This window comes from Microbacterium paraoxydans (assembly GCF_019056515.1).
GTDB lineage: Bacteria > Actinomycetota > Actinomycetes > Actinomycetales > Microbacteriaceae > Microbacterium.
The window spans coordinates 112,187-132,827 of record NZ_CP064874.1; the positions used below are offsets into that span (position 1 = coordinate 112,187).

Sequence of the window (20,641 nt, forward strand, 5' to 3'; positions counted from 1 at the left end):
GTTCACGGGCTGACTACTCTCCCGCCGACGCGTTGACGGCGGCGAGCTGCTCGTCGGGGGTCATGTTCATGAACGCCTCGAGCATCTCGGGAGTCATCTCGTAGACGGTCGGGAACTGCCCGATCGGCACGACGGAGTGCAGCACCCGGTCGCCGTAGACGTGCACGAGGTTGTAGGACTGGCCGCCGTCCTGGCCGCGGGCACCGGGGTAGGCGACGGCGAGGTCCTGCGTGTAGCAGGTCGCCGACGCGACCGACACGGGCACGCCCGCGAACGTGCTGGTGGTCGAGTAGTGCAGGTGACCGCCCAGGATGCCGCGCACGTCGGTGCCCCGGATGACCTCGGCGAGGCGCTCCTGGTCGCGCAGCTCGACCAGGGCGATGAGCCCGATCGGGCTCGGCACGGGCGGGTGGTGCAGCGCGATGAGGGTGCCGTCGGGCGCGGGGACTTCGAGCTCGCGGCGCAGCCACGCCAACTGCTCGTCGCTGATCTCGCCGTGGTGCTGCCCGGGCACCGTCGAGTCGAGCGCGATGATGCGCAGACCGTTGACGTCGTAGACGCGGTCGACGGGCTCGGACTGGTCGGCCTCCTCGTCGAGCAGGCCGCGGCGGAACGCGACGCGCTCGTCGTGATTGCCCATCACCCAGATCACCTGGGCACCGAGCTTCTCGGCGGCGGGCTCGACGATGGCCCGCAGGCGCTCGTAGGCGTCGGGGCGGCCGGTGTCGGCGAGGTCGCCGGTGAACACGATCGCTTCGGGGCGGGCGTTGGCCTTGGTGAAGCCGTCGAACAGCTCTGCGAGGTTCTTGTCACTGTCGATGCGCTCGTGCAGCAGGTCGCCGTCGCCCACGAAGTGGGTGTCAGAGACATGCAGGATGAAGTGCTCGGGAGCGGGATGCTGGCTCGCGATGTGCGACATGGTGTGTGTTCCTTCCGATCAGACCGCGGTGGCGGCGGGGTCGATGATCACGGCGGTGAGACGCTCGAGCTCGGTGGGGGTGAGTCCGTGGGCGAGGAGGTAGGCGCTGATCGACCCGTGCTCGCGGTCGATGCGCTCGAGCAGCGCCTCGAGCACCTCGGCGGGGCTCTCGGTGATGAGTTCGACCATTCCCGCGGTCAGTTCGATGCCGCGCTGTTCGAAGACGGCGGTCATCGCGTCTGACCACTCGCCGCGCAGGTTCTCGGCGGTGGCGGCGTAGTCGGCCACGACGTCGTCGCGGTCGACCCCGGCGGCGGCGAGCGCGAAGGCCACGACGAGACCGGTGCGGTCTTTGCCGGCGGTGCAGTGCACGAGCACCGCGTCGTCGTCGTCAGCCGCGATGATCACCCGGATCGCGTCGACCAGCTGCGCCCCGCGCTCGTCGACGATGTGGTCGTAGACGGGCACGAGTCCGACGTGCGTGGTGGCCTGCGCGGCCGGGTCGGCGTCGTCGAACACGGGCAGGTGGTGCACGGTGACCTCGAGCCCGTCGACCGCGCTCGGCGCTGTGGCGCGCTCGTCGCCGCCGCGCAGGTCGATGATGTGGGCGACGCCGATCTCGGCCAGCCGGTCGCGACCGGTCGCGTCGATGCGGTGCAGAGCATCTGACCGCAGCAGCTTGCCCCACCGGCTGGTGCCGCCGGCTGCACGGTAGCCGCCGGTGTCGCGCAGGTTGTAGAGGCCGGCCACGGCGTGGCGACGCTCACGAGGCGCCGCGGTCGCGGCATCCGGCGACGAAGCGGCCGCGGCATCCGTCGCCGAAGGCGTCAGGTCGAGGTCGATGGTCATTCGATCAGCCCCTGCGCGCGCTCGGCGGCCTCGGTCATAGTGGCGGCCGGGTCGGCGCCGTAGAAGACCGCGTCTTCGATGGCGGTGGCGAGCACCTGGTCGACCTGGGCGTAGCTGTCGCCGGGGTACGACACCCACGGCTCGAGCGCGTCGAGCTGCTCGAGGTTGGGCTTCACGAGCGGGTTGGCTTCGACCCAGTCATAGAGCGGTCCGCCCTCGTCGGCCATGCTGCTGCGCAGCGGTAGGTACCCGATCTGGGTCGAGATGATCTCGTAGGCGCGGGGGCTGGTCATGAACTGCATGAGCTCCCACGCGGCGGCCTGCTTGGCGGGGTCGGTGGCGAACATCGCGAGGAACGAGCCCGAGTTGGTGGGCACGACCGCCTGGTCTCCGAACGCGGGCAGGGTGTGAGCGTCGAGGGTCCAGCCACCGGCCTCGGCGCCCATCATGAACGCGCCCTGCAGGGCCGAGCTGTTGACGTGGATCGCGGTCTTCCCCTGCGCGAACGCCTCGTACTGGCTGGTGAAGTCCTCGTTGGTGAGCACGCCGTCCTCGTACATCTCGGTGAAGGTCGCGACCGTATCGATCGCGGCGTCCGAGCCGAACTCGATCGTCGTGCGGTCATCGCTCAGCACCTGGGCGCCGTTCGAGAGGAAGAGGCCCTGCATGCACCAGCTGCCGCCGGTGATCACGCACGACGCGCTCATCGAGGGGGCACCGGTGGACTCGGTGATCTGCGCGGCGGCGTCTTCGATGATCAGGTCGATATCACTGACGGCGGCGGTGCTCTTGAAGGAGCGACCGACACCAGAGAGCTGGATCGTTCCCATGAGTCGCCTTCTGCAAGCGACCTGACGAACCGGGGCCTTCCCGCGAAATCCGCTTGCAGAGCTATTGCAATCGAGGAAAGTGAATTTCCTGCAAACGGAGTGTCAACGCCCATCGCCGTGGTCGATAACGTCTGGCACGTCGGATGCCTCGGCGTCGGAGCCGTCGTCGGCGACGATGTCGAGCACCTCTTCGCGCACCGCGAGGCGCGCGCGGTCGGCGGCGTCGCTCATGCGGTCGGCGACGGCGATCTGCAGGGCGTTGAGCACGAGCAGCTGTACGAGCCCGCTGCCGAGAATGCCTTGACCCCACGCCTGGAAGCGCGCACCGGCGACGAGCAGGTGGTCGGCGCGGGTGGTGAGCGGGGTACGGGCGAAGCTCGTGACCCCGATCACGGTGGCGCCGGCGTCGACGGCGGCGTCCGCAACCGCGAGGGTCACCGAGTTGGCGCCACTCGAGCTGACGATGAGGCACACATCACCGGGGGCGAGCACGCGGGCGGTGAGGTGGGCGACCACGCCGTCAGCGGGCGCTTCGCAGGGCCGGCCGTTGACGGCGAACGCGACGGCCGACGCCTGGGCGGCGGCGTGCGAGGCGCCGGTGCCCGAGATCAGCAGGCGCGGCGCGCGGGCGATGGCGTCGGCAGCGGCGTCGAACGCGACCGGGTCGATCGAGGCGAGCGCGGTCTGCAGCATCCCACCCGCCCCTCGGCCAGCCACCGCAGAAAGCCCTCGGTGCCGGCGGGTGCGTCGGGCGCGGCGGTGGCGTCGGCGGCGAGGTCACGCACGAGCAGCATGCGCAGGTGCTGAAAGCTGCGCAGCCCCAGCGCCTGGGCGGTGCGGCTGACGGTGGCCGGCGACGTGTTGGCGGCTTCGGCGAGGTCGGCGCCCGACATGTCGACCACGTCGTGGGGTCGCTCGGCGCAGATGCGGGCGACGCGCTGCGCGCTCGGTACGAGCGACGGCAGGATCGAGAGGATGTGGTCGATGGTTCCGCCGAGCGGCGGCTCGTTGAGGGGCGAGTTCATGTAGCCGGTGATCACCTTTCGGGTTCGCCGCACATCGTATGGGCGCAATGCGACCACGACCCCAACCATAGGTGAACGCAGCGTTCATCGCCTCCGCTATCCGCGAAAGGCAATTTCATGACCTCCCTGCGTCCGCTCGAGCTCCCGAACAGTGCCATGCCCGCAAGGAAGTCGGCCAAGGGTGACTCGACCGAAGACGCCCACCTCGAGCGCCGCGATGGCGCCTACGATGACCGTCCGTGCGAGCCAGAGCCACGTGATCTGTCGATCCCGGCGGTCAAGCGCTCGAACGTTCCGCACGTCGATGTTCCGCTGGCGGGGGCGCCGGGGCAGCAGACACCGGTAACCAACGACGCGAAGAAGCCTGCCACGACGATGACGCCCGCAGCGCGGAACCAGAGGGCGGGGGCGACGCGCGAAACTGATCCTGCTCATGGCCCGATCAGACCGATGGCCACTCAGACGTGAAAGGGGAGACATCGCGCCCGGGCCGAACCGTCGCACGCTGACGTCCCCTCACCGCGCAGTGCCCGCAAGGGGATGGTAGATGGGCGAGCAGTTCTGGGACTCTGGTCGACGATTCTTCAGCTCGCCTGTGGAAGTCCCTGGGACAACGCCTGTCGGATTCTCCAAACAGGAAAACCGCTGAGCTGCGCAATCAAGTCCACATCGAACTCGTGCTCGAAGTAGGCCACCCGCACCGCCCGGATGCGCGACGGATTGTCACCGAAAGCCAGTGTGAACTCGGTGGCGTAGCGCTCCCAGACGCTGAACTCATACCCCGGTGCCGTCACGATGCATTCACCTCATCCCGGGTGCAACTCTCAGGAGTGGTCGCGGTGCTAATGCGATGCTACGACACCCGTGTTAACGCCAGGACACAAGGAGATTCCGGGAAAGCTCGCTACGCACGGTGTGCACCGATACGGGGATGGCCCGCCCGGGGTGCATGGTTCACACCGGGGTGACCAAGGGAATTGGGGGCTCTTCGGACATGCGGTGGGGGTGAGGCTCGCCGGGTGATGGTCGGCGGGTAGGGGTCGAGGTCCCCGAGGATCAGTAGCGCCAACTGCTGATCCATCACGAGGACCTCGACGTGCTTCACCCTACTTCGGGGTGCGCTGACGCGCGCTCTGCCGCTGATCCGTGTTACCGCTGCGATCTGCTGGTCGGTCTCGACGGCGTCCATGTCGAGCACGTTGACCGCCGCGACGGGCTGCTGATCGTCACCGTTTCGACACCGGCGGCGCCGACCGGGTGCCCGTTGTGCGGGGTCGTGGCGATCGGTCGAGGGCGCCGCCGTCGAGTGTTGCATGACGTGCCGGGCGTGACGCGGGTGCGGATCGTCTGGCGGCAACGGGTCTGGCGATGCGGCGACGTGGGCTGTGCCAAGAAGACGTTCGTGGAGCAGCTTCCCTCGCTGGTCGCTCGGCGCGGGTCGCTCACAAGGCGAGCCGTCGACTGGGCGATCGGGCAGCTGCGCCGCGAGCACGCCACGATCGAAGGACTACGTCGTCAGCTCGGGACATCGTGGAAGACGGTGTGGCGGGCTGTTGAGCCTGAACTGGTGCGGTTGGCAGCCGACGAGTCCCGGTTCGAGAACGTGACCACGCTCGGCGTCGACGAGCACATCTGGCATCACGTCGACCACCGCAAGCGGGGCTCGAAGGAACTGACCGGCATGGTCGACCTCAGCCGCGACAGCACCGGGAAGACGCGGGCCAGGCTGCTCGACCTCGTGCCGGGCAGATCGGGGAAGGCATACGCGTCCTGGCTCAGCGAGCGGGGCGAAGCGTTCCGAAAGAACGTGAAGGTGGCGGCGCTGGACCCGTTCGCGGGCTACAAGACTGCGATCGATGACACGCTCGAAGACGCGGTCGCTGTGCTGGACGCGTTCCATGTCGTCAAGCTCGGCACCGCCGCCGTCGACGAGGTCCGCCGCCGCGTCCAGCAAGACACCCTCGGGCATCGCGGTCGGAAGGGCGACCCGCTCTACGGGATTCAGACCATCCTCCGTGCCGGGGCCGAGAACCTCACCGACAAGCAGCGGATCCGGCTGACCGCGGCAATCGAGGCCGATCCTGCGCACGACGAGGTGTTCGTCGCGTGGCAGTGCGCACAGCAGCTGCGCTCTGCCTACCACGCGAAGGACCTGACCGAGGGGCGGCGGATCGCCGAGAGGGTGGTCGACACGTTCCACACCTGCCCGATCCCCGAGATCGCCCGCCTCGGCCGCACCCTCCGCCGCTGGCGTTCAGCGTTCCTGGCGTACTTCACCACGAGCCGCGCGAACAACGGCGGCACCGAGGCGATCAACGGGATCATCGAGCTCCACCGCCGCCTCGCCCGCGGCTATCGCAACCGCGAGAACTACCGCCTCCGCATGCTCCTCACCGCCGGCGGACTCACCCCATGACCCCCCCACCGGATGTCCGAAGAGCCAGTTAAGTGATATTGAGCCGGGAATGCCCATAAACGGCGTTCCCGGTTCATGGACGTTCGGAAGTAGTAATGGTGAGCAACGGAACCCTGGAAACGCAGTATCAGGATCGTGGGACTCTGACGGCGCGAATACGAGCACTTCGCCCATCCATGTCGCAAACGCAAGCGGCCGTGGCCAACGTTGTGTTGACGAACCCTGCCGGTGTATTGCACATGACGGTGAGTGAACTCGCGAGGGTGTCGCGCAGCTCCGTGGGGAGCGTGGTCCGGTTCTGCCAAGATCTGGGCCTCAAGGGGTATCAAGAATTCAAATTGCAGTTGGCCTCTGAAATTCCAGTTGGCGAAGAATCCGGTGTCAGCCATACGGAAACGTCCGGGTCAATCGTGTCTGAAGTATTTCAATCGACGGCACGCGCTATTTCGGAAGGCGAAGCAAGTATTGATCCGAACGAATTTCAACGTGCGGTGTCCGTGCTTGATAAGGCAGATCGGATTCTTCTGGTGGCTAGTGGCCAGTCCTCGCCAATTGCCCTTGATACTGCCCTCCGTTTCCGCAGCGTGGGGCTCGAGGTGAATCATCCGGGAGATCCGGTATCGCAACATATCGCATCCTCGATGCTGGGCCCGGGCGACGCTTGCCTGGCAATCAGCCACACCGGCCGCACCAAAGCAACGGTCGCGGCCGCGGAATCGGCGCGAGAGTCAGGGGCGGCGGTCGTTTCGGTGACCAGCTTCTATCGCTCCCCGCTGGTGGCCGCATCCACCGTGGCACTCGTTGCCGGATCAGGTGAGACGCGGTTTCAAATCGAGGCCATGATGAGCCGGTTTGTGCATCTCGCGGTGCTGGATGCACTCTATTCTGCGATCACCGCCGAAAACCCCGAGCGCACCCTCAAGGGAGCGGCGCGGGCTGCGCAGGCTGAGGAAATGTTCCGCGACTGATCATTTGATAGTTCAACAACACGGCCCGGGCCCTCCTGGAGGAGAGAGGACCCGGGCCGTAGCTTTTGGTTCGAATTATGCCCAGGCCGTCGGCTTGTCCAGCGCGTTCAGTTCAATCTCGGCGAGGACTCCGTAGTGGTCGCTTGCCGTCGGATACTCGTTGAACACAACCTTGCTCGAGTTGATGACACTCTCGACCGTGAGGTGGTTTACCGTCGAGCCGGCGAGTACATAATCGATGCGGCGGTGGTGGGGTTCCTGCACCACGTAGTTCGGAACAATTCCCTGACCGTCGGTCACGCTTCGGGCGACCCACGGGCTATCGGTGGTCCAGGTGTAGCCGGGGCCACCGTCTCCGGCAATTGCCCAGGTGTCGCGGAAGGCGGCGCTGCGGCCGTTGATGGCTGATTTGCCGGTGTAGAACCGCATGCAGTCCTGGTCGGGAGCGGCGTCAAAGTCGCCCGCAATAATCGTGGGGGCCTCTTGACGGCGCTTTTCTTCAAGTTCAGTGACGAACAGCGCCTGCTCCACACGAGCGGCCTCGTCGGTGAAATTGAAGCTCGGGCGCGGGCCGAGGAAGAGCATGTCCACGCCGATGGGCAGTGACAGCACGGCTTCCCATACATAGGGTCCGTCGGCTGCGGGAAGCTTGTGGGTGGTAATGCTCTTGGGTTCCCAGCGCGTACCAACGGCGGTTCCCCAGGCGGGCCACTCGAAGTCAGCGAAGTCGGATGCGTGGCGAGCGAAGTCGGATGCGTGGTGCCAGTGGAGGCTCGAGTTTTCCTTTACGAGCTGGAAGGCATCGCGCTCCGGGGTGCGGACGACTTCCTGCAGGAAGACAATGTCGGCGTCGTGCTCTTCGAGGCCTTTAAGTAGGAGCGCGTCGCGCTTTTGCTGATCGCGGGGGGCGAGCCAAATGTTCAGTGTCAGTACCCGTAGGTTCATTTTTTTGTTCATGCGGGAAAGCTATGCCGCCAAAGTGAACAAGGTTCCAAAAAAGAGTTAACTTGCGGAACTAATTTTTCCCGTCGAGTCGTCAGCGCTTGGGGAAGGCGTCGAAATCAATGTCGAGTTCGACCTGGTCGGCGCGGAAGCGGGTGTTTGAATACTGCAGTGGCCGGCCCCCTGTGCGTCAGGATGGGGTGAGACACCAGCACTGCTGACCTTCGCACTGCACGGGGCGAGAACGGACCAATACTGAGATGACGATGACGGTTGCTGACGTCGGCACCGATGATGGGGCTATGGCTCCTCGTGCTGACCGGCCCAAGAGGCGGACGTTCACCGCCGAGTTCAAAGCGGCGATCCTGGCCGAGTACGACGCCGCGGACCGCTCTGGGCGTGGGGAGATCCTGCGCCGGGAGGGCCTGTACACCTCCCACATCATCGAGTGGCGCAAGGCCGCGGCCGCCGGCTCGCTGTCCGGGCTGGGCAGCAAGCCGCGGGACCGGCGCGAGCGGGAGCTGCAGGCGCTACGGGCCCGGGCGGAGAAGGCCGAGGCCGAGCTGGCCAAGACCAGGGCGGCGCTGGACCTGATGGGAAAAGCACACGCGCTCTTGGAGACGCTCTCCGAGAGCGCGGACAAGCCGCCGCGGTCGCCGCGGTGATCAACCCGGCCGTCGACGGGCTGGCCGAGCACGTCGGCACCGCGGCTGCGTGCGCGCTGCTGGGTCGCTCCCGCGCCAGTCACTACCGGGCCAAGAACCCGCCACCGCCACGTCCACGGACACCGCGGCCGGCACCGGCGAACAAGCTGTCCGCCGCCGAGCGGGCCCACGTGCTGGCCGTGTTGACCAGCCAGCGGTTCGCGGACAAGTCGGTCGCCCAGGTCTGGGCCACGCTGCTGGACGAGGGCACCTACCTGTGCTCGATGTCCACGATGCACCGGATCCTGCGCGAGCACGACATGGCCGGGGAACGGCGCCGGCAGGCGAGCCACCCGCCCCGGACCCGGCCCGAGCTCGTCGCGACGGCGCCGGGGCAGGTGTGGAGTTGGGACATCACAAAGCTCAAGGGGCCGGAGCGGGGCGTGTACTACGACCTGTACGTCGTGCTCGACATCTTCTCCAGGTTCGTCGTGGGCTGGACCATCGCGGCCCGCGAGGACGCCGAGATCGCCAAGAACCTGCTCGAGCACGCCATGGGCATCCATGGCGTGCCGGAGGCGATCCACGCCGACCGCGGGACCTCGATGACCTCCAAACCGGTCGCTCAGCTGCTCGTCGACCTCGGGGTGGCCAGGTCGCACTCCCGCCCGCACGTGTCGAACGACAACCCTTACAGCGAGGCGGCGTTCAAGACGCTGAAGTACGCCCCGGTCTTCCCCGAGCGCTTCGGGTCCCTGGCCGACGCCGGCGCGTTCGCCGAGCAGTTCTTCGCCTACTACAACCACGAGCACCGCCACTGCGGGATCGGGCTGCACACCCCCGCCAGCGTCCACTTCGGCACCGCCGGGCAGGTCCGCGCCCAGCGCCAGGCCACCCTGGACGCGGCCTACGCCGCCCGTCCCGAGCGCTTCGGCCACCGCCGACCCCAGGCGCCCAAGCTGCCCGAGGCCGCCTGGATCAACCAGCCCTCACAGGAGGCCCTCATACAGACCGCCTGACGGAATCTGTCTCACCCGCCTTGACACTTTCCGCTTCGATTACAGCCCGATCACGGAGCGACCGACGATTTCGTGGCCGAATGGGGCCCGAGTGGCGTTCTATGTCGGGCTGAACATCGAGCACTATCAGATCGACAAGCCCTCCACGAGCATCTTCGGCGGTACCGCGATGCTGCAGCCGGATCCACTCAATTACGGCTGGCGCGATTACGGTCCGCGGGTAGGCCTGTGGCGGATGATCGAGAGCCTCGACCGACATGGAGTGCCCGCAAGTGTGCTTCTCAACTCCGACGTTTGTCGGCACTACCCCCAGATTCTCGAGGCAGGCCGGCAACGCGGCTGGGCGTGGCTCGCGCATGGCCGCGACAATTCCACCTTCCAAGCTGGAATGGGTGCTGACACGGAGCGCGCCTACCTTCAAGACGTGACGGATACAATCGCCTCCGCCACCGGAGTACGGCCGCGGGGCTGGCTTGGCCCGGCGCTCACAGAGACGTTCGAGACGCCGCGGATCCTTCGGGAGCTGGGGTATGACTACGTCCTGGACTGGACGAACGACGATCAGCCGTATCCGCTGAACGTCGACGGGATGTTCAGCGTTCCCTACACGATAGAACTCAACGATGTGACGATGTTCGTGAGTAAGAGCTATACCGGCCCGCAGTTCCTGGAAGCGGTGATCGACCAGTTCGATCAGCTCTATTCAGACTCCGAGCACTCGGGTCGCGTCATGTCGCTGCCGTTGCACCCGTTCATCGTCGGCCAGCCGTTCCGCCACCGCTACCTTGATCGGGCCCTCGAGCACATCACGTCTCACGATGGTGTCTGGGTGACGACGAGCGATGCCATCGCGGCGCACTATCAGTCGACGGGGAACAGGAGAGCCGATTCGTGACGAATACGGAGCTGATCGATGAGTACGCACGGCTGCGCGACGAGTTCAAGGCCAAGGGATTGGGCGGCCGGATCGGCTACGGCGAGAAGCCGGCGCTGCTGATCGTCGACTTGATCACCGGATTCACGGACAGCCGTTCGCCCCTGTCAGGCGAACTGGAGTCACAGCTGGCCGCCACCAATGCCTTACTCGTCCCCGCCCGTGAACTCGAGATCCCCATCTTCTTCTCGACGGTCGCGTACGACACCGAATTGCAGGAGGCGGGGCTCTGGATCAAGAAGATCCCGTCCAACCACCTGTTGGTGGAGGGCAGCGAATGGGTGGAGGTCGACAGCAGGCTGGGCCAGCTGCCCCACGAGATGACCCTGGTGAAGAAGTACGCATCCTGCTTCTTCGGAACTGATCTCGCCGCACGCTTGATCTCACGGGGTGTCGACACCATCATCATCGTCGGCTGCACCACCAGTGGGTGCGTGCGCGCCTCGGCGGTTGACGCCTGCTCCTACGGCTTCCACACCATCGTCGTCGAAGAGGCAGTCGGCGACCGGGCAGCCCTTCCGCACCTGGCCAGCCTCTTTGACATCGACGCGAAGTACGGCGATGTCGTCAGCCTCGACGACGCACGTGCTTACCTGCGGGGGCTTGCGCAACAGAACGATTGACTGCAGTAACGCCGTGGGGCCAACTTCCTCTGTGCGGAATATTGAACCGGCGTGCAGGCCGAGATCCCGCAGATGCTGGCGCAGGGCGGCGGATCCATCATCAACACCGCCTCGTCCCTCGGGCAGGTCGCCATCGCCCACCAGTCCGCCTACGTCACGTCGAAGCACGGCGTCATCGGCCTCACCCGAGCCGCCGCGGTGGAGTACTCCGACAAAGGCATCCGCGTGAACGCAGTGCTGCCCGGGGTGATCCAGACGCCAATGATAGACGCGCTGGAGGAGACCTACCCCGGCTTCAAGGACGCGCTGCTGACGAAGCACCCGATCGGCCGACTCGGCACGCCGCACGACATCGCCGAGATGGTCGCGTGGCTCGGTTCCGACGCGGCCGCCTTCGCGACCGGCGCGCAGTTCGCCGTCGACGGCGGGTACCTCGCGATTTAGACGAGGTGGCCACGACGGACGGGAGGCACGGTGTCAGCTGACACCGTGCCTCACGTCCGTCACCGGTCGCGCCGCGACCCGCGTGTCAGCCGTTCTTCGCGGCCAGTCGGTCCGTCTCGCTGTCGTTCCGCCACCCGGCGGTCGCGCCGCCGTCGACGCTGTAGTTCTGTCCGGTCACCCAAGAGGACTCGTCGGAGGCCAGGTAGAGCGGCATGTACGCGATGTCCTCGCCCGTGCCGGGGCGTTGAATGAGCGCGTTGCCGACCTGCCAGGCCTTGCCCTCCGCATCCACCGCCTTGTCCGTCGCCGGGGTGCTGACGAAGCCAGGCGAGATCGAGTTCGCGCGGACGCCGTAGCGGGCGCCCTCCGCAGCGAGCGACTTCGTCATCGCGATGACGCCGCCCTTCGCGGTGGTGTGCGCGACCTGGCGAGCGGCTCGATCCCGCGACCTTCGCGATCGACGGAAAGCAACTCGAGATCGATCTCGAGTTCGAGGCCTGGGCCAAGAGCGCGCGCCGCATCGGCGCAGCCACCCGGCGTCCGGCGAGGACGTCGCGGGGCGGACGGGCCGATCTCAACACGGTGCGTGAATGGGCCAGTCAGAACGGACACCAGGTCAGCGATCGCGGCAGGGTTCCCGCGTCCATCCTCGAGGCGTACGACGCGGCGCACTGACGCGGTCACTCCTGGGCTGAGCCGCGCGCTGCGCGCCAGTGCTCCGTGACGGGATAACCGGAGCGCACGTGCGCGCGCACGTGGACCTCCCCCGAAGGGGATCCGCTGCCGCCCGGCTCCGGCGGCGGAGGGTTCTGTGTCCAGCCTGAGCCAGGGACCCAGACCGTCCCCGGTTGCACGGGCGCGTCGGCGAGCGCGGGATCGATCAGCTGACGCGCGAGAGCCACGGCCTCACCCAGATCGGTGATCCCGCCGGCTGAGGGCGTGCCGGCCGCGAGCACCCGGTAGGGACCGTCCCAACCGTCCGGGACCGTGAACGTAGTGAACGAGTCGAGCTTTGACAGTGCACGCTTCGCGTCGATGGCCATCTGCAGCTCGCGCAGGTCGACGCGCTGCGTGCGTGCAATGGTGACGATGTCCACCAGGTCTTTCGCGCGGCTGCTGGGGCGGCCGTTGTAGGTGCTCATCGTCGCAGTGACCTTCTCCGCGACCTGATCGGAGATCGGGAACAGCCGGTAGGGGTGCGACGGGACCGGCCGCCCCAGCTGCAGCCGCGTCGACGGCTCGATCGTCTCGACGCGGCCGACCGGGGGAGGGCCGACGACCACGTCGATGGGGATGTCGGAGATCCTCCGGCCGGTGTTCGCGTCCAGACATGTGAACACCAGGCGCCGGGTCGCGACACCCGGCTGGTTCTCTCCTCGCCCGGTCGCACGGGCACGGGTGAGCTGGAACCGCACATGGTCGCCGAGATCACGCGCGGCTGCCTGCTCGAGCGCCTGCTGCGCGGCATCCAGATCGGCGGCGCCGGTCGAGGCCAGATCCAGGTCTTTCGTCGACCGTGACTTCGGCACCCGGGCGAGCATCGCCGTGCCGCCCTTGAGCAGCCACTCGGACTCTTCCCCCTCCGCAAAGACCCGGCTGAGGAAACGATCGTGCTGTGCCTGCACGATCTGCGCATTCACATCCAGCGCGCTCGCGCCGTCACCGGCTGCCTTCGTCGCGGCCGCCTTGATCGCCTGCGCAAGCCCCGTCCAGTCTTTGTAGCCGTCGGGCTCAGGCATCGGCCGGCACCACCGCGTCGACGCCCGCAAGAGCGAGCAGATCAGCCGCGAGCGCGGCACCCGAGGGGTACTTGTTGGGCTTGGCCAGCGGCTCCAGATACTCGGTCAGGCGGGCGGGGGAGAGCAGCTTTCCCGCGTCCGCGGCGTCGGCGAGCGCATCGGCGACGAGGGAGCGGTCGACCCACTGCTCGATCAGGTCGGCGATCGTGCGCTCGACGCTCATGGTCGGCATCCCGTCGACGGAGACCACCTCGGTGGGCGCGAGCTCGCGGGTGCGGAGCCGCACCCCGTCCAGGCGGGTACCGCGGCGGGTGGGAACGACGAACTCGAGTGGCCCGGGGAACCAGTCGCCGATGCCATGCAGCTGCGCGGCCGTCTGGCCTGCGGCGACGACGGGCGGGACGCCGGTGTCTGTGCGGGGACGGTCGGCGCCGCCGAGGGCGAGCCAGGTCGCGAGGATCGCCTCCTGCTCGTGCTCTGGCGCGCCGGCGAGGCGGTAGACGCCGCGCGCGACGCGGATGAGCGCGCCGCTGTTGGCGAGGCGCGTCAGGGTCGGGCGCGCCACGCCAGCCTCGAGCGCCTGGGCGGTGGTCACCAGGCCCCAACGCTGTGACGCGAGCTCGCCCAGACGAGCGAAAGTTGATCCTGCCATGCGCACAGTGTAGCGAGAAACCGCAACAAACGTTGTAGCTCGTTCAGATTGTCGACTTCGAGCCTCTGGGGCCACCCCTTAGCAGTGAGGGGGTTCCAAACCCTCGGGAACGGGTTATATTCGGGAATATAACCATCTGTGAGGAGGAGAAGATGCGGACCCACACCTGCCCGCCGGACCACAAGCACGGGCTGACCTCCACCTGCTACGTCGTCCACCTCTGCGGGTGCCGCGCCTGCATGGACGGCAACGCGCGCCGCCGCCGCGACCGCTACCGTCTCCTGGCCTACGGGCGATACCAGGACGCGCACCAACCCATCGAGCCGATCCGGCAGCACCTGCAGGCACTGGTCGACACCGGGATGATCCCCGAACGGATCGCCATCAGCGCCGGCGTCGGCGGCGCCACGGTCCGTCGCCTGCTCAACAGCGAGACGGCACGGTTCGTCACCGGCGCCACCGCCCGCAAACTCCTCGCAGTCACCCCCGACAGCAGCACTCTCGCCGCGCAGGGCCGAGTCAACGGCCGCGGCACCCGCCGGCGCCTCCAGGCTCTGGCCGCGATCGGATGGAACCACCACGAGATCGCACGCCGACTCGGCTACCCGCGCTGGAAGGTCAACAAGGCACTCGAAGGCGCCTACGTGGACATCCGTGTCCACGACGACATCGCCGCGCTCTACGACGAGCTCTGGGACCAGCAGCCCCCCACCCACACCCGAGCGCAGCGGGTCGGCCGCTCCTACGCACTCACGGTCGCACGCCGGCACGGCTGGCTGCCGCCGCTGGCCTGGGACGACATCGACACCGACCCGGCACCGCCCACAGCCGGGCAGGAACCCCTGCTCGACGAGATCGCGATCGAGCTCGCTCTCGCCGGCCAGAACGTCCGCCTCACCCGAGACGAGCGCCTCGAAGCCACCCGACGCGGGACCGAACGCGGACTCAGCCTCACCCAGCTCAGCGACCTGCTCGGCGTCGACGTCCGCACCATCGACCGCGACCGTGACGACCTCGGACTCCGGCAGGCCGCCTGATGAGCAAGACGCTCGACATCCTCGAAGCCGCCCTGCACGGCACCACCGCCGGCTACCTGGCCGGATGCCGCAGCAAGGGAGGATGCCCGAACCACGGCAACCGCCAGCTGCTCACCTGCACCGAAGCGGCCCGCGCCCGCCGCCACTACTTCTCGCTCGCCTCGCTCGAGGAGACCGAGCCGATCACCCGGCAGATGCTCCGCGACGCCAAGAACAGCCCCTTCGCACCGAAAGAAGCCGCAGATGTCTGACCAGCCGAACACCTTCACCATCGACTCCACCAAAGAGGGAGAGTGGCTGCGGGTCGTCCGCGCGCTCGGCGGCCATCGCTGGGCCCTGTCGCTGCGCTTCAACCCCCTCCCGCTGACTCAGCGAGGCGCCCGGCACACCCGGCCAACGCGGCAGCCCACACCCCACGCGGCAGCAGGCCACGGGCCGAACGCGAGACTGCACCTGCCCAGCTGCGCGATCTCCCCCCAGCTCGGCAACGGCCGCGGCGCCCACCTCAAGCAGATCCCCCACCTGGGCCGAACCGAGGAGCACTGATGACCGACATCGCCGTGCGCCTCCAGGAAGCCATGACCATCCAGACCGGCACACCCGTCACCGTCCGATGGAGCTTCCGCGAGTTCGCGCTCAACTGCACCCGCCGCGACGGCCGCCCCCTCACCCAACGGATGCACAGGCTCTTCCAGACGCTGCTCAACCGTGAAGCGCTCCGCGAGCTCACTCCAGGAGAAGACCCAACGATGGGATCCCGCGCAACCCTCATCGAGATCATCGACGACCTCGCCGTCAGCGCCGACCACCAAGGCGCCCGCGCGGCCGCGCTCGCCGAGGTCCTCCTCAGTGCCGGCATGTTCCACCTCGGCGACCAGCTCCGCCGCCAGAGCCACGCACTCTCAGAGCTCGACGCCGACGACGAAACCCTCGAGGTCATCGACGAGGCACGCACCCAGATCGCCCGAACCATACTGCTGCTCGACCAAGCCGACACCGCACAGGCAAAGGAGCGCAGATGAACCGACGCACCCGCCGCGCCAGCACAGCCCTCGCCGCGGTCGCAGCTCTCGCGCTCGGCTTCGGCGCCCACCAGCTGGGCATCACCTCCTGGATCGACACATGGACGCGCCCGCAGGCACCCGCCCCGGACCCGACCTACGACTACACCGCGCTCGCCGCAGTCGCGCAGGAGCTGCCGCTGATCGATCCCACCGAGGAGATTCCCGAGTATCGCCGCGCCACGTTCGGCGAGCGCTGGATCGACATCGAGGGAAACGGCTGCGATCAGCGAGACGATCTCCTCGCCGTCCAGCTGCAGGACGTCGTCCGTGACGGTTGCACGGTGCTCTCCGGCGTGCTCGACCCCGATCCGTACACGGGCACACGCATTGAGTTCGAGCACGACCGGATCGCCGCCCCTGGAGCCCCGGGAAGCTCCGGCGTCCAGATCGACCACATCGTCAGCCTTTCGGCGGCGCACGCCGGGGGCGCGTGGGCGTGGACCGAGCAGCAGCGCATTCAGTTCGCCAACTCGTTCGACAACATCGTCGCCGTCGATGGCAACACGAATGCGGCCAAGAACGACCACGGGCCAGCCCTGTGGCTGCCATCGAACGCCGACTACGTGTGCACCTACGTCGCCCGCTACACGGAGATCGTCGACACCTGGCACCTCGCGGTCGACGAAGCCGACCGCGGTGCGCTCGTGGACACGCTCTCAACCTGCGCTGCCCAGCAAGCCAGCGACGAGAGCGGGAGCATGTCGTGAAGCCGCTACGAACCCGCGTGGGATCTCGCCGCGCGCGCCTGACGCTTGGCCGCGCGAGCGCGGTCTACGACCTCGTTCGCATCCGTCGTGTCGACACCGAGGGTGCGCCTGATCACCTCGAGCTCGGCGTCGGTCCAGCGGGTGCGCCCTCGCATCCGCTCACCGAACGTGACGACGTTCAAGCCGAGCAGGTCGATCAGAGCCGCCTGCGTGGGAACCTCGGGCGCCCCCGCCCCGTCCGCGATCGCCGCCCGCAACCGCTCCGCGAAAGCCGCATCGCGCGCCAGTCCCGGCATCAGTCGCGGCCGGCGGCCGCGCTGCGAGGGCGCCCTGCGCGCGCGCTCCTGCGCGAATGCGTCGATCGCGGCCTCGTCGTAGAGCGGGGAGTTGCCTTCTATGGCAACCGGCTCGGGGAGCAGAGGACCCTCCTGGCCGGCTCTGCGCAGCTTGTTGCTGATGGAGCGCATCTTGTAGACCGCGACGACGGACACGCCGAGCTTCTCGGCGACGTCCGCCGTGGTGAGGTGCCGTCCGGTCATCAGCGCTCCTCTCAGCTGGATGAATATAACCACTTTCGCGGTTACGGCGCGCCGCGGCAACCAGACCCAACTTGGTTGGGGATGCTGGGGCGCATGGCTAACAAGGACGCGGACGCCATCCGTGAGGAGCTCCGTCGCATCGGCCAGCAGCTCGCGCAAGCGGACGAGCTGCGCGAACGCCGCGGCAAAGTCGTCGACGAGGCGCGCGCGGCCGAGCTGACCCAGCGAGAGATCGCCCTCCTGCTGGGGATGACCGAGGAAGGGCTGCGGAAGGCGCAGAAGTCCTACCACGGACGCGGGCGCTCTTACGGCGGCCGCCTCGCGTCCTAGCGACCCCGCCAGACCTTCATGGAGCGCCCGTCGACTGCGAAATCTGATTGCAATTTTCAAGCACTCTTGACTAATATAACCTGACGAATGAGGGGGTGAGATGGACGAGCTGAACTACCGACCCAAGCCGTGGACGCCGAAGGACGTGCCCACGATCTGGGTCGACCAGACCACCGGGCAAGGCGTCACCGACGCCGGCACGCCCGTTCGCCCCGTCATCGGCGAGCGCCGCAAGAACCCCAACCTGACGGACCTGCTCGACACGGCTGCCTCGTACGGCGCTAACCGCATCATGCTGACCGGGAAGCGCCCCGAGCCTGCGCCTGGCGTGCGGCACTGGCTGTACGTCCAGACCCCGAACTGGAAGCCCGGAGCCCACTGGGTCAACAACGGCCCGCCCACCGGTCGGTTCGAGCACGCGGTCACCGGCTTCAAGATCGAAGTCCGCACCGCGGAGGAGTGGTTCGGCGACGGGCCGCTGACCCCTGCCCAGGCTCGTCTGGCCTGGAACGTCACCGCGTCGATCATTCGCCACGCCGACGAGAACGCGCGCCTGTTCAACAGCCCTGCCGCCACCGGAACGAACCTGTGGGCGCTGTCGCTGCCGAAGAACATCAACCCCGTGCCGGTCGAAGACGACATCGCCCAGGAGATCCACTTCACCTCGGGCCTGCACCACTACGACCACCTGGTCGCGGGGGAGTCGTTCGCCAAGCACGAGGACTGCGTCCCGCTGATCGACCCGGCCAAGACGAAGAAGATCAGCGAGTTCGCCTACGTCGACGGCCGGTTCATGTTCGCCGGCGTCGGGCGCGAGCTCGGTATCGGCCCCGCGATCCGGCTGAACCAGGCCGCCGCGTACGAGCTGCTCGAGCAAGACCCCTACGCGCGCGCCCGCTTCCACGTGCGGTTCCGCGTCCCTCAGGGCTGGAACCACGTTGGCCTGCTCGGTGTGAAGCACCTGGACGTTCGCGAAGGCTGGTTCTATCCGAACCGGCCCGGAGCGGTGCACGACACCTGGGCCGACGGCAGCGAGATCCACGTCGCCCTCAAGCACGGGTGGGAGATCCGCCCTCACGAGGCCGTGGTGTTCCGCAAGGCCAAGCCTCTAGACACCTTCACCGAGCGCATGACGCGCGCCCGCGAGCGAGTCCAGCTGCAGGACGAGATGCACCCGGACCTGCGCCGCGCTGTGCTCGCCGCGCTGCGGAACATCATGCTGCACTCGATCGGTGCATTCGCCGCCGCGGGCCGCGACGAGACCCGCGTCGCCGCGTCGCCCGATGACGTCCCGCCCGAGTACAGGGCCAAGATGCTGCGACAGGGCAACCTCTGGATCTATCGCATCCCGTCGCGCCCGAACGACCGCACCCGAAGCTTCTACCACCCGGAGCTCGCCGCCCAGGTCTGGGGTCGCGCACGCGCTCGCGTCCTCCACGGCCCCAGCTCCCTCGGCGGCTACACCTCCGGTGCTCTCACGGTCGACCCCTCGACGCTCATCGGCATCCAGGGTGATGCGATCTACACGACCAAGCTGCCGGCGTGGTCCCTGCCGGACCGGTTCATCGGCGGCGGCGACGACGGCAAGACCGGGCGCCTGCGCCTGCAGGGCTACCTCAACGGATCCTTCATCACGCCGGAGACGCTGCGGCAGCGTGACGCGCTGAAAGCACGTGCCGAGCGGGCCGGCATCGCCAAGGCGCTCGAGCAGGCAGAGGAGAAGGGCTGATGGCTGACCAGCAGCGCACCGCCCAAGACCTCATCCGCGATCTGCGGCGCAAGGGCATCAGCACGGCCGAGATCGCCGAGGAGCTGCACCGCTCGCCTCGAATGGTCCGCAAGATCCTCAACGGCGAAACCAGCGGCGCCCTCTACCGCCAGGCGCTCCAGGAGCTCGCTGACACCGGACGCCTCACCCACGTCCCGCCGCGGCGCCGGCGCAAGGACGGCTCGATCGCCCCCGTGCGAGGCAAGGCCGGCGCCAAGCCCGTCATCCCCGAAGACCTCAGCGGCACCTACGTTGAGGGTCGCCAGGGTGGTCGGCTGCGCGTCGACGTGGCATACGCCACCGGGGGCGACCGGTACATCGAGATGCGCATCCCCAAGGGCCGCACCGCGAAGGGCCGCGAGCAGGCGAACGCCGAACTGATCAAGCAGGTCCGCAACGCCGCCAAGGGCCAGTCCCACGACAAGCAGAAGCAGATCACCGCCCACCTGACCTTCTCCAACGGCCGCGTGATGGAGGTCAACTCGTACAACGCCTCGACGATGCTCAAGCGCATCCACGAGAACGGCGGCGACGCCCTCGGCTGGTTCCGCGAAGAGTCGAAGAACCGATACGTGAACCTCGACACCAGCCGCGACACCATCACCGGCGTCACCCTCAACGTCGTCAGCACGGCCAAGACGACCGAGTACCAGAGGCAGGCCGAGCGCGGCCGCACTCGCCGCCCCCGCTCGCTGTCGCCGGCGGAGCTCATCAGCATGGAAGAGAAGCGGCGCATCGAGGAGCGCCGCGCTCGCCGCCGTGGAAACCGAGGAGGTGGTCAGTGACCATGGCCGCCCCGAAGAAGCCCACAGCTGCAGCGAAGCCCCGCGCACGCAAGGCCGCGCCCCCCGCTGAGGAAGTCACCAGCGACGTCGACCAGGCAGCGACGTCCGAAGCACCCGCACGCGCACCTCGCGCAAGCCAGAAGCCGGCAGCGGCGAGCGCGACGCCTCCTGAGTCGGCCGAGGCGGAGACGCCACCGCCGGCGAAGAAGAAGCGGGGGCCCTACAACGTCGTCTACGTCCAGAAGAAGCCCGTCTCGATCCGTCTCCCCGACGACGCGCTTGAACTGATGGACTGGGCCAAGCAGGATGCAGCCAGCCGCGGCGACCGCCTCACCAAGGACGAGATCGTCACCGTTGCGCTTCGCGCCTACTGGGGCCGCAAACGGCGCCGCGGGTAATGACCGTCT

At 67.7% G+C, this 20,641-nt stretch carries 28 protein-coding genes; 17 read left to right on the top strand and 11 right to left on the bottom strand.

Features of this window, described 5'->3' with window-relative positions:
• Positions 1–13: 13 nt before the first annotated feature.
• From IZR02_RS17340 to IZR02_RS17360, 5 genes are all read right to left on the bottom strand, one after another.
• Positions 14–919 carry a phosphodiesterase gene (locus tag IZR02_RS17340; RefSeq protein ID WP_005052799.1) on the bottom strand — a complete coding sequence of 302 codons (906 nt, stop codon included), beginning with the start codon at positions 917–919 and terminating at the stop codon, positions 14–16.
• Between the two features lie 18 nt (positions 920–937).
• Positions 938–1,768 (bottom strand): tyrosine-protein phosphatase, encoded by an 831-nt coding sequence (locus IZR02_RS17345; protein WP_005052798.1) that lies wholly within the window; start codon positions 1,766–1,768, stop codon positions 938–940.
• Positions 1,765–2,598 (bottom strand): extracellular solute-binding protein, encoded by an 834-nt coding sequence (locus tag IZR02_RS17350; RefSeq protein WP_005052797.1) that lies wholly within the window; start codon positions 2,596–2,598, stop codon positions 1,765–1,767. The genes IZR02_RS17345 and IZR02_RS17350 overlap by 4 nt, the downstream gene beginning before the upstream one ends.
• A 102-nt stretch (positions 2,599–2,700) precedes the next feature.
• Complete coding sequence (locus IZR02_RS17355) at positions 2,701–3,291, bottom strand: SIS domain-containing protein (protein WP_217316637.1); 591 nt, start codon at positions 3,289–3,291, stop codon at positions 2,701–2,703.
• The gene (locus IZR02_RS17360) at positions 3,207–3,680 is read right to left on the bottom strand and encodes a MurR/RpiR family transcriptional regulator (protein ID WP_164743636.1); all 474 of its coding nucleotides are present in this window, start codon (positions 3,678–3,680) and stop codon (positions 3,207–3,209) included. The genes IZR02_RS17355 and IZR02_RS17360 overlap by 85 nt, the downstream gene beginning before the upstream one ends.
• Positions 3,681–3,740: 60 nt before the next feature.
• Between IZR02_RS17360 and IZR02_RS17365 the strand changes: the two genes are divergently transcribed.
• Positions 3,741–4,091, top strand: a complete 351-nt coding sequence (locus IZR02_RS17365) for a hypothetical protein (protein WP_005052795.1) — start codon at positions 3,741–3,743, stop codon at positions 4,089–4,091.
• Positions 4,092–4,207: 116 nt separating this feature from the next.
• Here the strand turns inward: IZR02_RS17365 and IZR02_RS17370 are convergent, their stop codons facing one another.
• A complete protein-coding gene (locus tag IZR02_RS17370) occupies positions 4,208–4,417 on the bottom strand; it encodes a hypothetical protein (protein WP_045245741.1) in 210 nt (69 codons plus the stop codon).
• 302 nt (positions 4,418–4,719) lie between these two features.
• On the opposite strand from IZR02_RS17370, the gene IZR02_RS17375 reads away from it, so the two are divergent.
• Positions 4,720–6,039, top strand: coding sequence for an ISL3 family transposase (locus IZR02_RS17375; protein ID WP_438803951.1), 1,320 nt, complete (start codon positions 4,720–4,722; stop codon positions 6,037–6,039).
• A gap of 95 nt (positions 6,040–6,134) precedes the next feature.
• Complete coding sequence (locus tag IZR02_RS17380; protein ID WP_082758367.1) at positions 6,135–7,007, top strand: MurR/RpiR family transcriptional regulator; 873 nt, start codon at positions 6,135–6,137, stop codon at positions 7,005–7,007.
• A gap of 75 nt (positions 7,008–7,082) precedes the next feature.
• Here the strand turns inward: IZR02_RS17380 and IZR02_RS17385 are convergent, their stop codons facing one another.
• Positions 7,083–7,964: an endonuclease/exonuclease/phosphatase family protein gene (locus tag IZR02_RS17385; protein ID WP_085603654.1), complete on the bottom strand. Its 882-nt coding sequence runs from the start codon at positions 7,962–7,964 to the stop codon at positions 7,083–7,085.
• 251 nt (positions 7,965–8,215) lie between these two features.
• On the opposite strand from IZR02_RS17385, the gene IZR02_RS17395 reads away from it, so the two are divergent.
• The 4 genes from IZR02_RS17395 (at position 8,216) to IZR02_RS17410 (ending at position 11,613) form a co-directional block, all read left to right on the top strand.
• Positions 8,216–9,612 (top strand): IS3 family transposase gene (locus tag IZR02_RS17395; RefSeq protein ID WP_370428832.1). Its coding sequence is split into 2 segments (ribosomal slippage): positions 8,216–8,552 and positions 8,552–9,612, totalling 1,398 coding nucleotides; the frame shifts between segments, so codons are not numbered across the junction.
• A 4-nt stretch (positions 9,613–9,616) separates the two neighbouring features.
• Positions 9,617–10,507, top strand: coding sequence for a polysaccharide deacetylase family protein (locus tag IZR02_RS17400; protein WP_047801721.1), 891 nt, complete (start codon positions 9,617–9,619; stop codon positions 10,505–10,507).
• Positions 10,504–11,169 (top strand): N-carbamoylsarcosine amidohydrolase, encoded by a 666-nt coding sequence (locus tag IZR02_RS17405; protein ID WP_005050795.1) that lies wholly within the window; start codon positions 10,504–10,506, stop codon positions 11,167–11,169. The genes IZR02_RS17400 and IZR02_RS17405 overlap by 4 nt, the downstream gene beginning before the upstream one ends.
• Before the next feature lie 51 nt (positions 11,170–11,220).
• Entirely contained in the window at positions 11,221–11,613 is a 393-nt protein-coding gene (locus tag IZR02_RS17410; RefSeq protein WP_005050794.1) for an SDR family oxidoreductase, read from the top strand.
• Between the two features lie 85 nt (positions 11,614–11,698).
• Here IZR02_RS17410 and IZR02_RS17415 read toward each other — a convergent pair whose 3' ends face one another.
• Complete coding sequence (locus IZR02_RS17415) at positions 11,699–12,142, bottom strand: SDR family NAD(P)-dependent oxidoreductase (protein WP_082157159.1); 444 nt, start codon at positions 12,140–12,142, stop codon at positions 11,699–11,701.
• Here IZR02_RS17415 and IZR02_RS17420 point away from each other — a divergent pair.
• Entirely contained in the window at positions 12,133–12,288 is a 156-nt protein-coding gene (locus IZR02_RS17420) for an Lsr2 family DNA-binding protein (RefSeq protein WP_425488716.1), read from the top strand. The two genes, IZR02_RS17415 and IZR02_RS17420, sit on opposite strands and share 10 nt — an antisense overlap.
• Before the next feature lie 5 nt (positions 12,289–12,293).
• Here the strand turns inward: IZR02_RS17420 and IZR02_RS17425 are convergent, their stop codons facing one another.
• Together IZR02_RS17425 and IZR02_RS17430 are read right to left on the bottom strand one after the other, a co-directional pair.
• Positions 12,294–13,352, bottom strand: coding sequence for a nucleotidyl transferase AbiEii/AbiGii toxin family protein (locus IZR02_RS17425; RefSeq protein ID WP_005050776.1), 1,059 nt, complete (start codon positions 13,350–13,352; stop codon positions 12,294–12,296).
• Complete coding sequence (locus IZR02_RS17430; RefSeq protein ID WP_005050774.1) at positions 13,345–14,004, bottom strand: type IV toxin-antitoxin system AbiEi family antitoxin domain-containing protein; 660 nt, start codon at positions 14,002–14,004, stop codon at positions 13,345–13,347. The genes IZR02_RS17425 and IZR02_RS17430 overlap by 8 nt, the downstream gene beginning before the upstream one ends.
• 152 nt (positions 14,005–14,156) lie before the next feature.
• On the opposite strand from IZR02_RS17430, the gene IZR02_RS17435 reads away from it, so the two are divergent.
• Genes IZR02_RS17435 through IZR02_RS17455 form a run of 5 tightly spaced genes read left to right on the top strand, consistent with a single transcriptional unit; the run spans position 14,157 to position 16,812 of the window.
• Positions 14,157–15,041 carry a hypothetical protein gene (locus IZR02_RS17435; RefSeq protein ID WP_005050771.1) on the top strand — a complete coding sequence of 295 codons (885 nt, stop codon included), beginning with the start codon at positions 14,157–14,159 and terminating at the stop codon, positions 15,039–15,041.
• Positions 15,041–15,292, top strand: a complete 252-nt coding sequence (locus IZR02_RS17440; protein ID WP_005050769.1) for a hypothetical protein — start codon at positions 15,041–15,043, stop codon at positions 15,290–15,292. The genes IZR02_RS17435 and IZR02_RS17440 overlap by 1 nt, the downstream gene beginning before the upstream one ends.
• A complete protein-coding gene (locus IZR02_RS17445; protein WP_005050767.1) occupies positions 15,285–15,587 on the top strand; it encodes a hypothetical protein in 303 nt (100 codons plus the stop codon). Before IZR02_RS17440 ends, IZR02_RS17445 begins: the two co-directional genes overlap by 8 nt.
• Positions 15,587–16,063 carry a hypothetical protein gene (locus tag IZR02_RS17450; RefSeq protein WP_005050765.1) on the top strand — a complete coding sequence of 159 codons (477 nt, stop codon included), beginning with the start codon at positions 15,587–15,589 and terminating at the stop codon, positions 16,061–16,063. The genes IZR02_RS17445 and IZR02_RS17450 overlap by 1 nt, the downstream gene beginning before the upstream one ends.
• Entirely contained in the window at positions 16,060–16,812 is a 753-nt protein-coding gene (locus tag IZR02_RS17455; protein WP_005050763.1) for an HNH endonuclease family protein, read from the top strand. Before IZR02_RS17450 ends, IZR02_RS17455 begins: the two co-directional genes overlap by 4 nt.
• Before the next feature lie 5 nt (positions 16,813–16,817).
• Here IZR02_RS17455 and IZR02_RS17460 read toward each other — a convergent pair whose 3' ends face one another.
• Entirely contained in the window at positions 16,818–17,351 is a 534-nt protein-coding gene (locus IZR02_RS17460) for a helix-turn-helix transcriptional regulator (protein ID WP_005050761.1), read from the bottom strand.
• A 93-nt stretch (positions 17,352–17,444) separates the two neighbouring features.
• Between IZR02_RS17460 and IZR02_RS17465 the strand changes: the two genes are divergently transcribed.
• The 4 genes from IZR02_RS17465 (at position 17,445) to IZR02_RS17480 (ending at position 20,632) form a co-directional block, all read left to right on the top strand.
• On the top strand, positions 17,445–17,681 hold the full coding sequence (locus tag IZR02_RS17465) for a hypothetical protein (RefSeq protein ID WP_043340519.1): 237 nt from the start codon (positions 17,445–17,447) through the stop codon (positions 17,679–17,681).
• 100 nt (positions 17,682–17,781) lie between these two features.
• A complete protein-coding gene (locus IZR02_RS17470) occupies positions 17,782–19,410 on the top strand; it encodes a hypothetical protein (RefSeq protein WP_005050756.1) in 1,629 nt (542 codons plus the stop codon).
• Positions 19,410–20,234, top strand: coding sequence for a hypothetical protein (locus IZR02_RS17475; protein ID WP_047801722.1), 825 nt, complete (start codon positions 19,410–19,412; stop codon positions 20,232–20,234). Before IZR02_RS17470 ends, IZR02_RS17475 begins: the two co-directional genes overlap by 1 nt.
• On the top strand, positions 20,231–20,632 hold the full coding sequence (locus tag IZR02_RS17480; protein ID WP_005050751.1) for a hypothetical protein: 402 nt from the start codon (positions 20,231–20,233) through the stop codon (positions 20,630–20,632). The genes IZR02_RS17475 and IZR02_RS17480 overlap by 4 nt, the downstream gene beginning before the upstream one ends.
• The last annotated feature ends 9 nt before the right edge of the window (positions 20,633–20,641 follow it).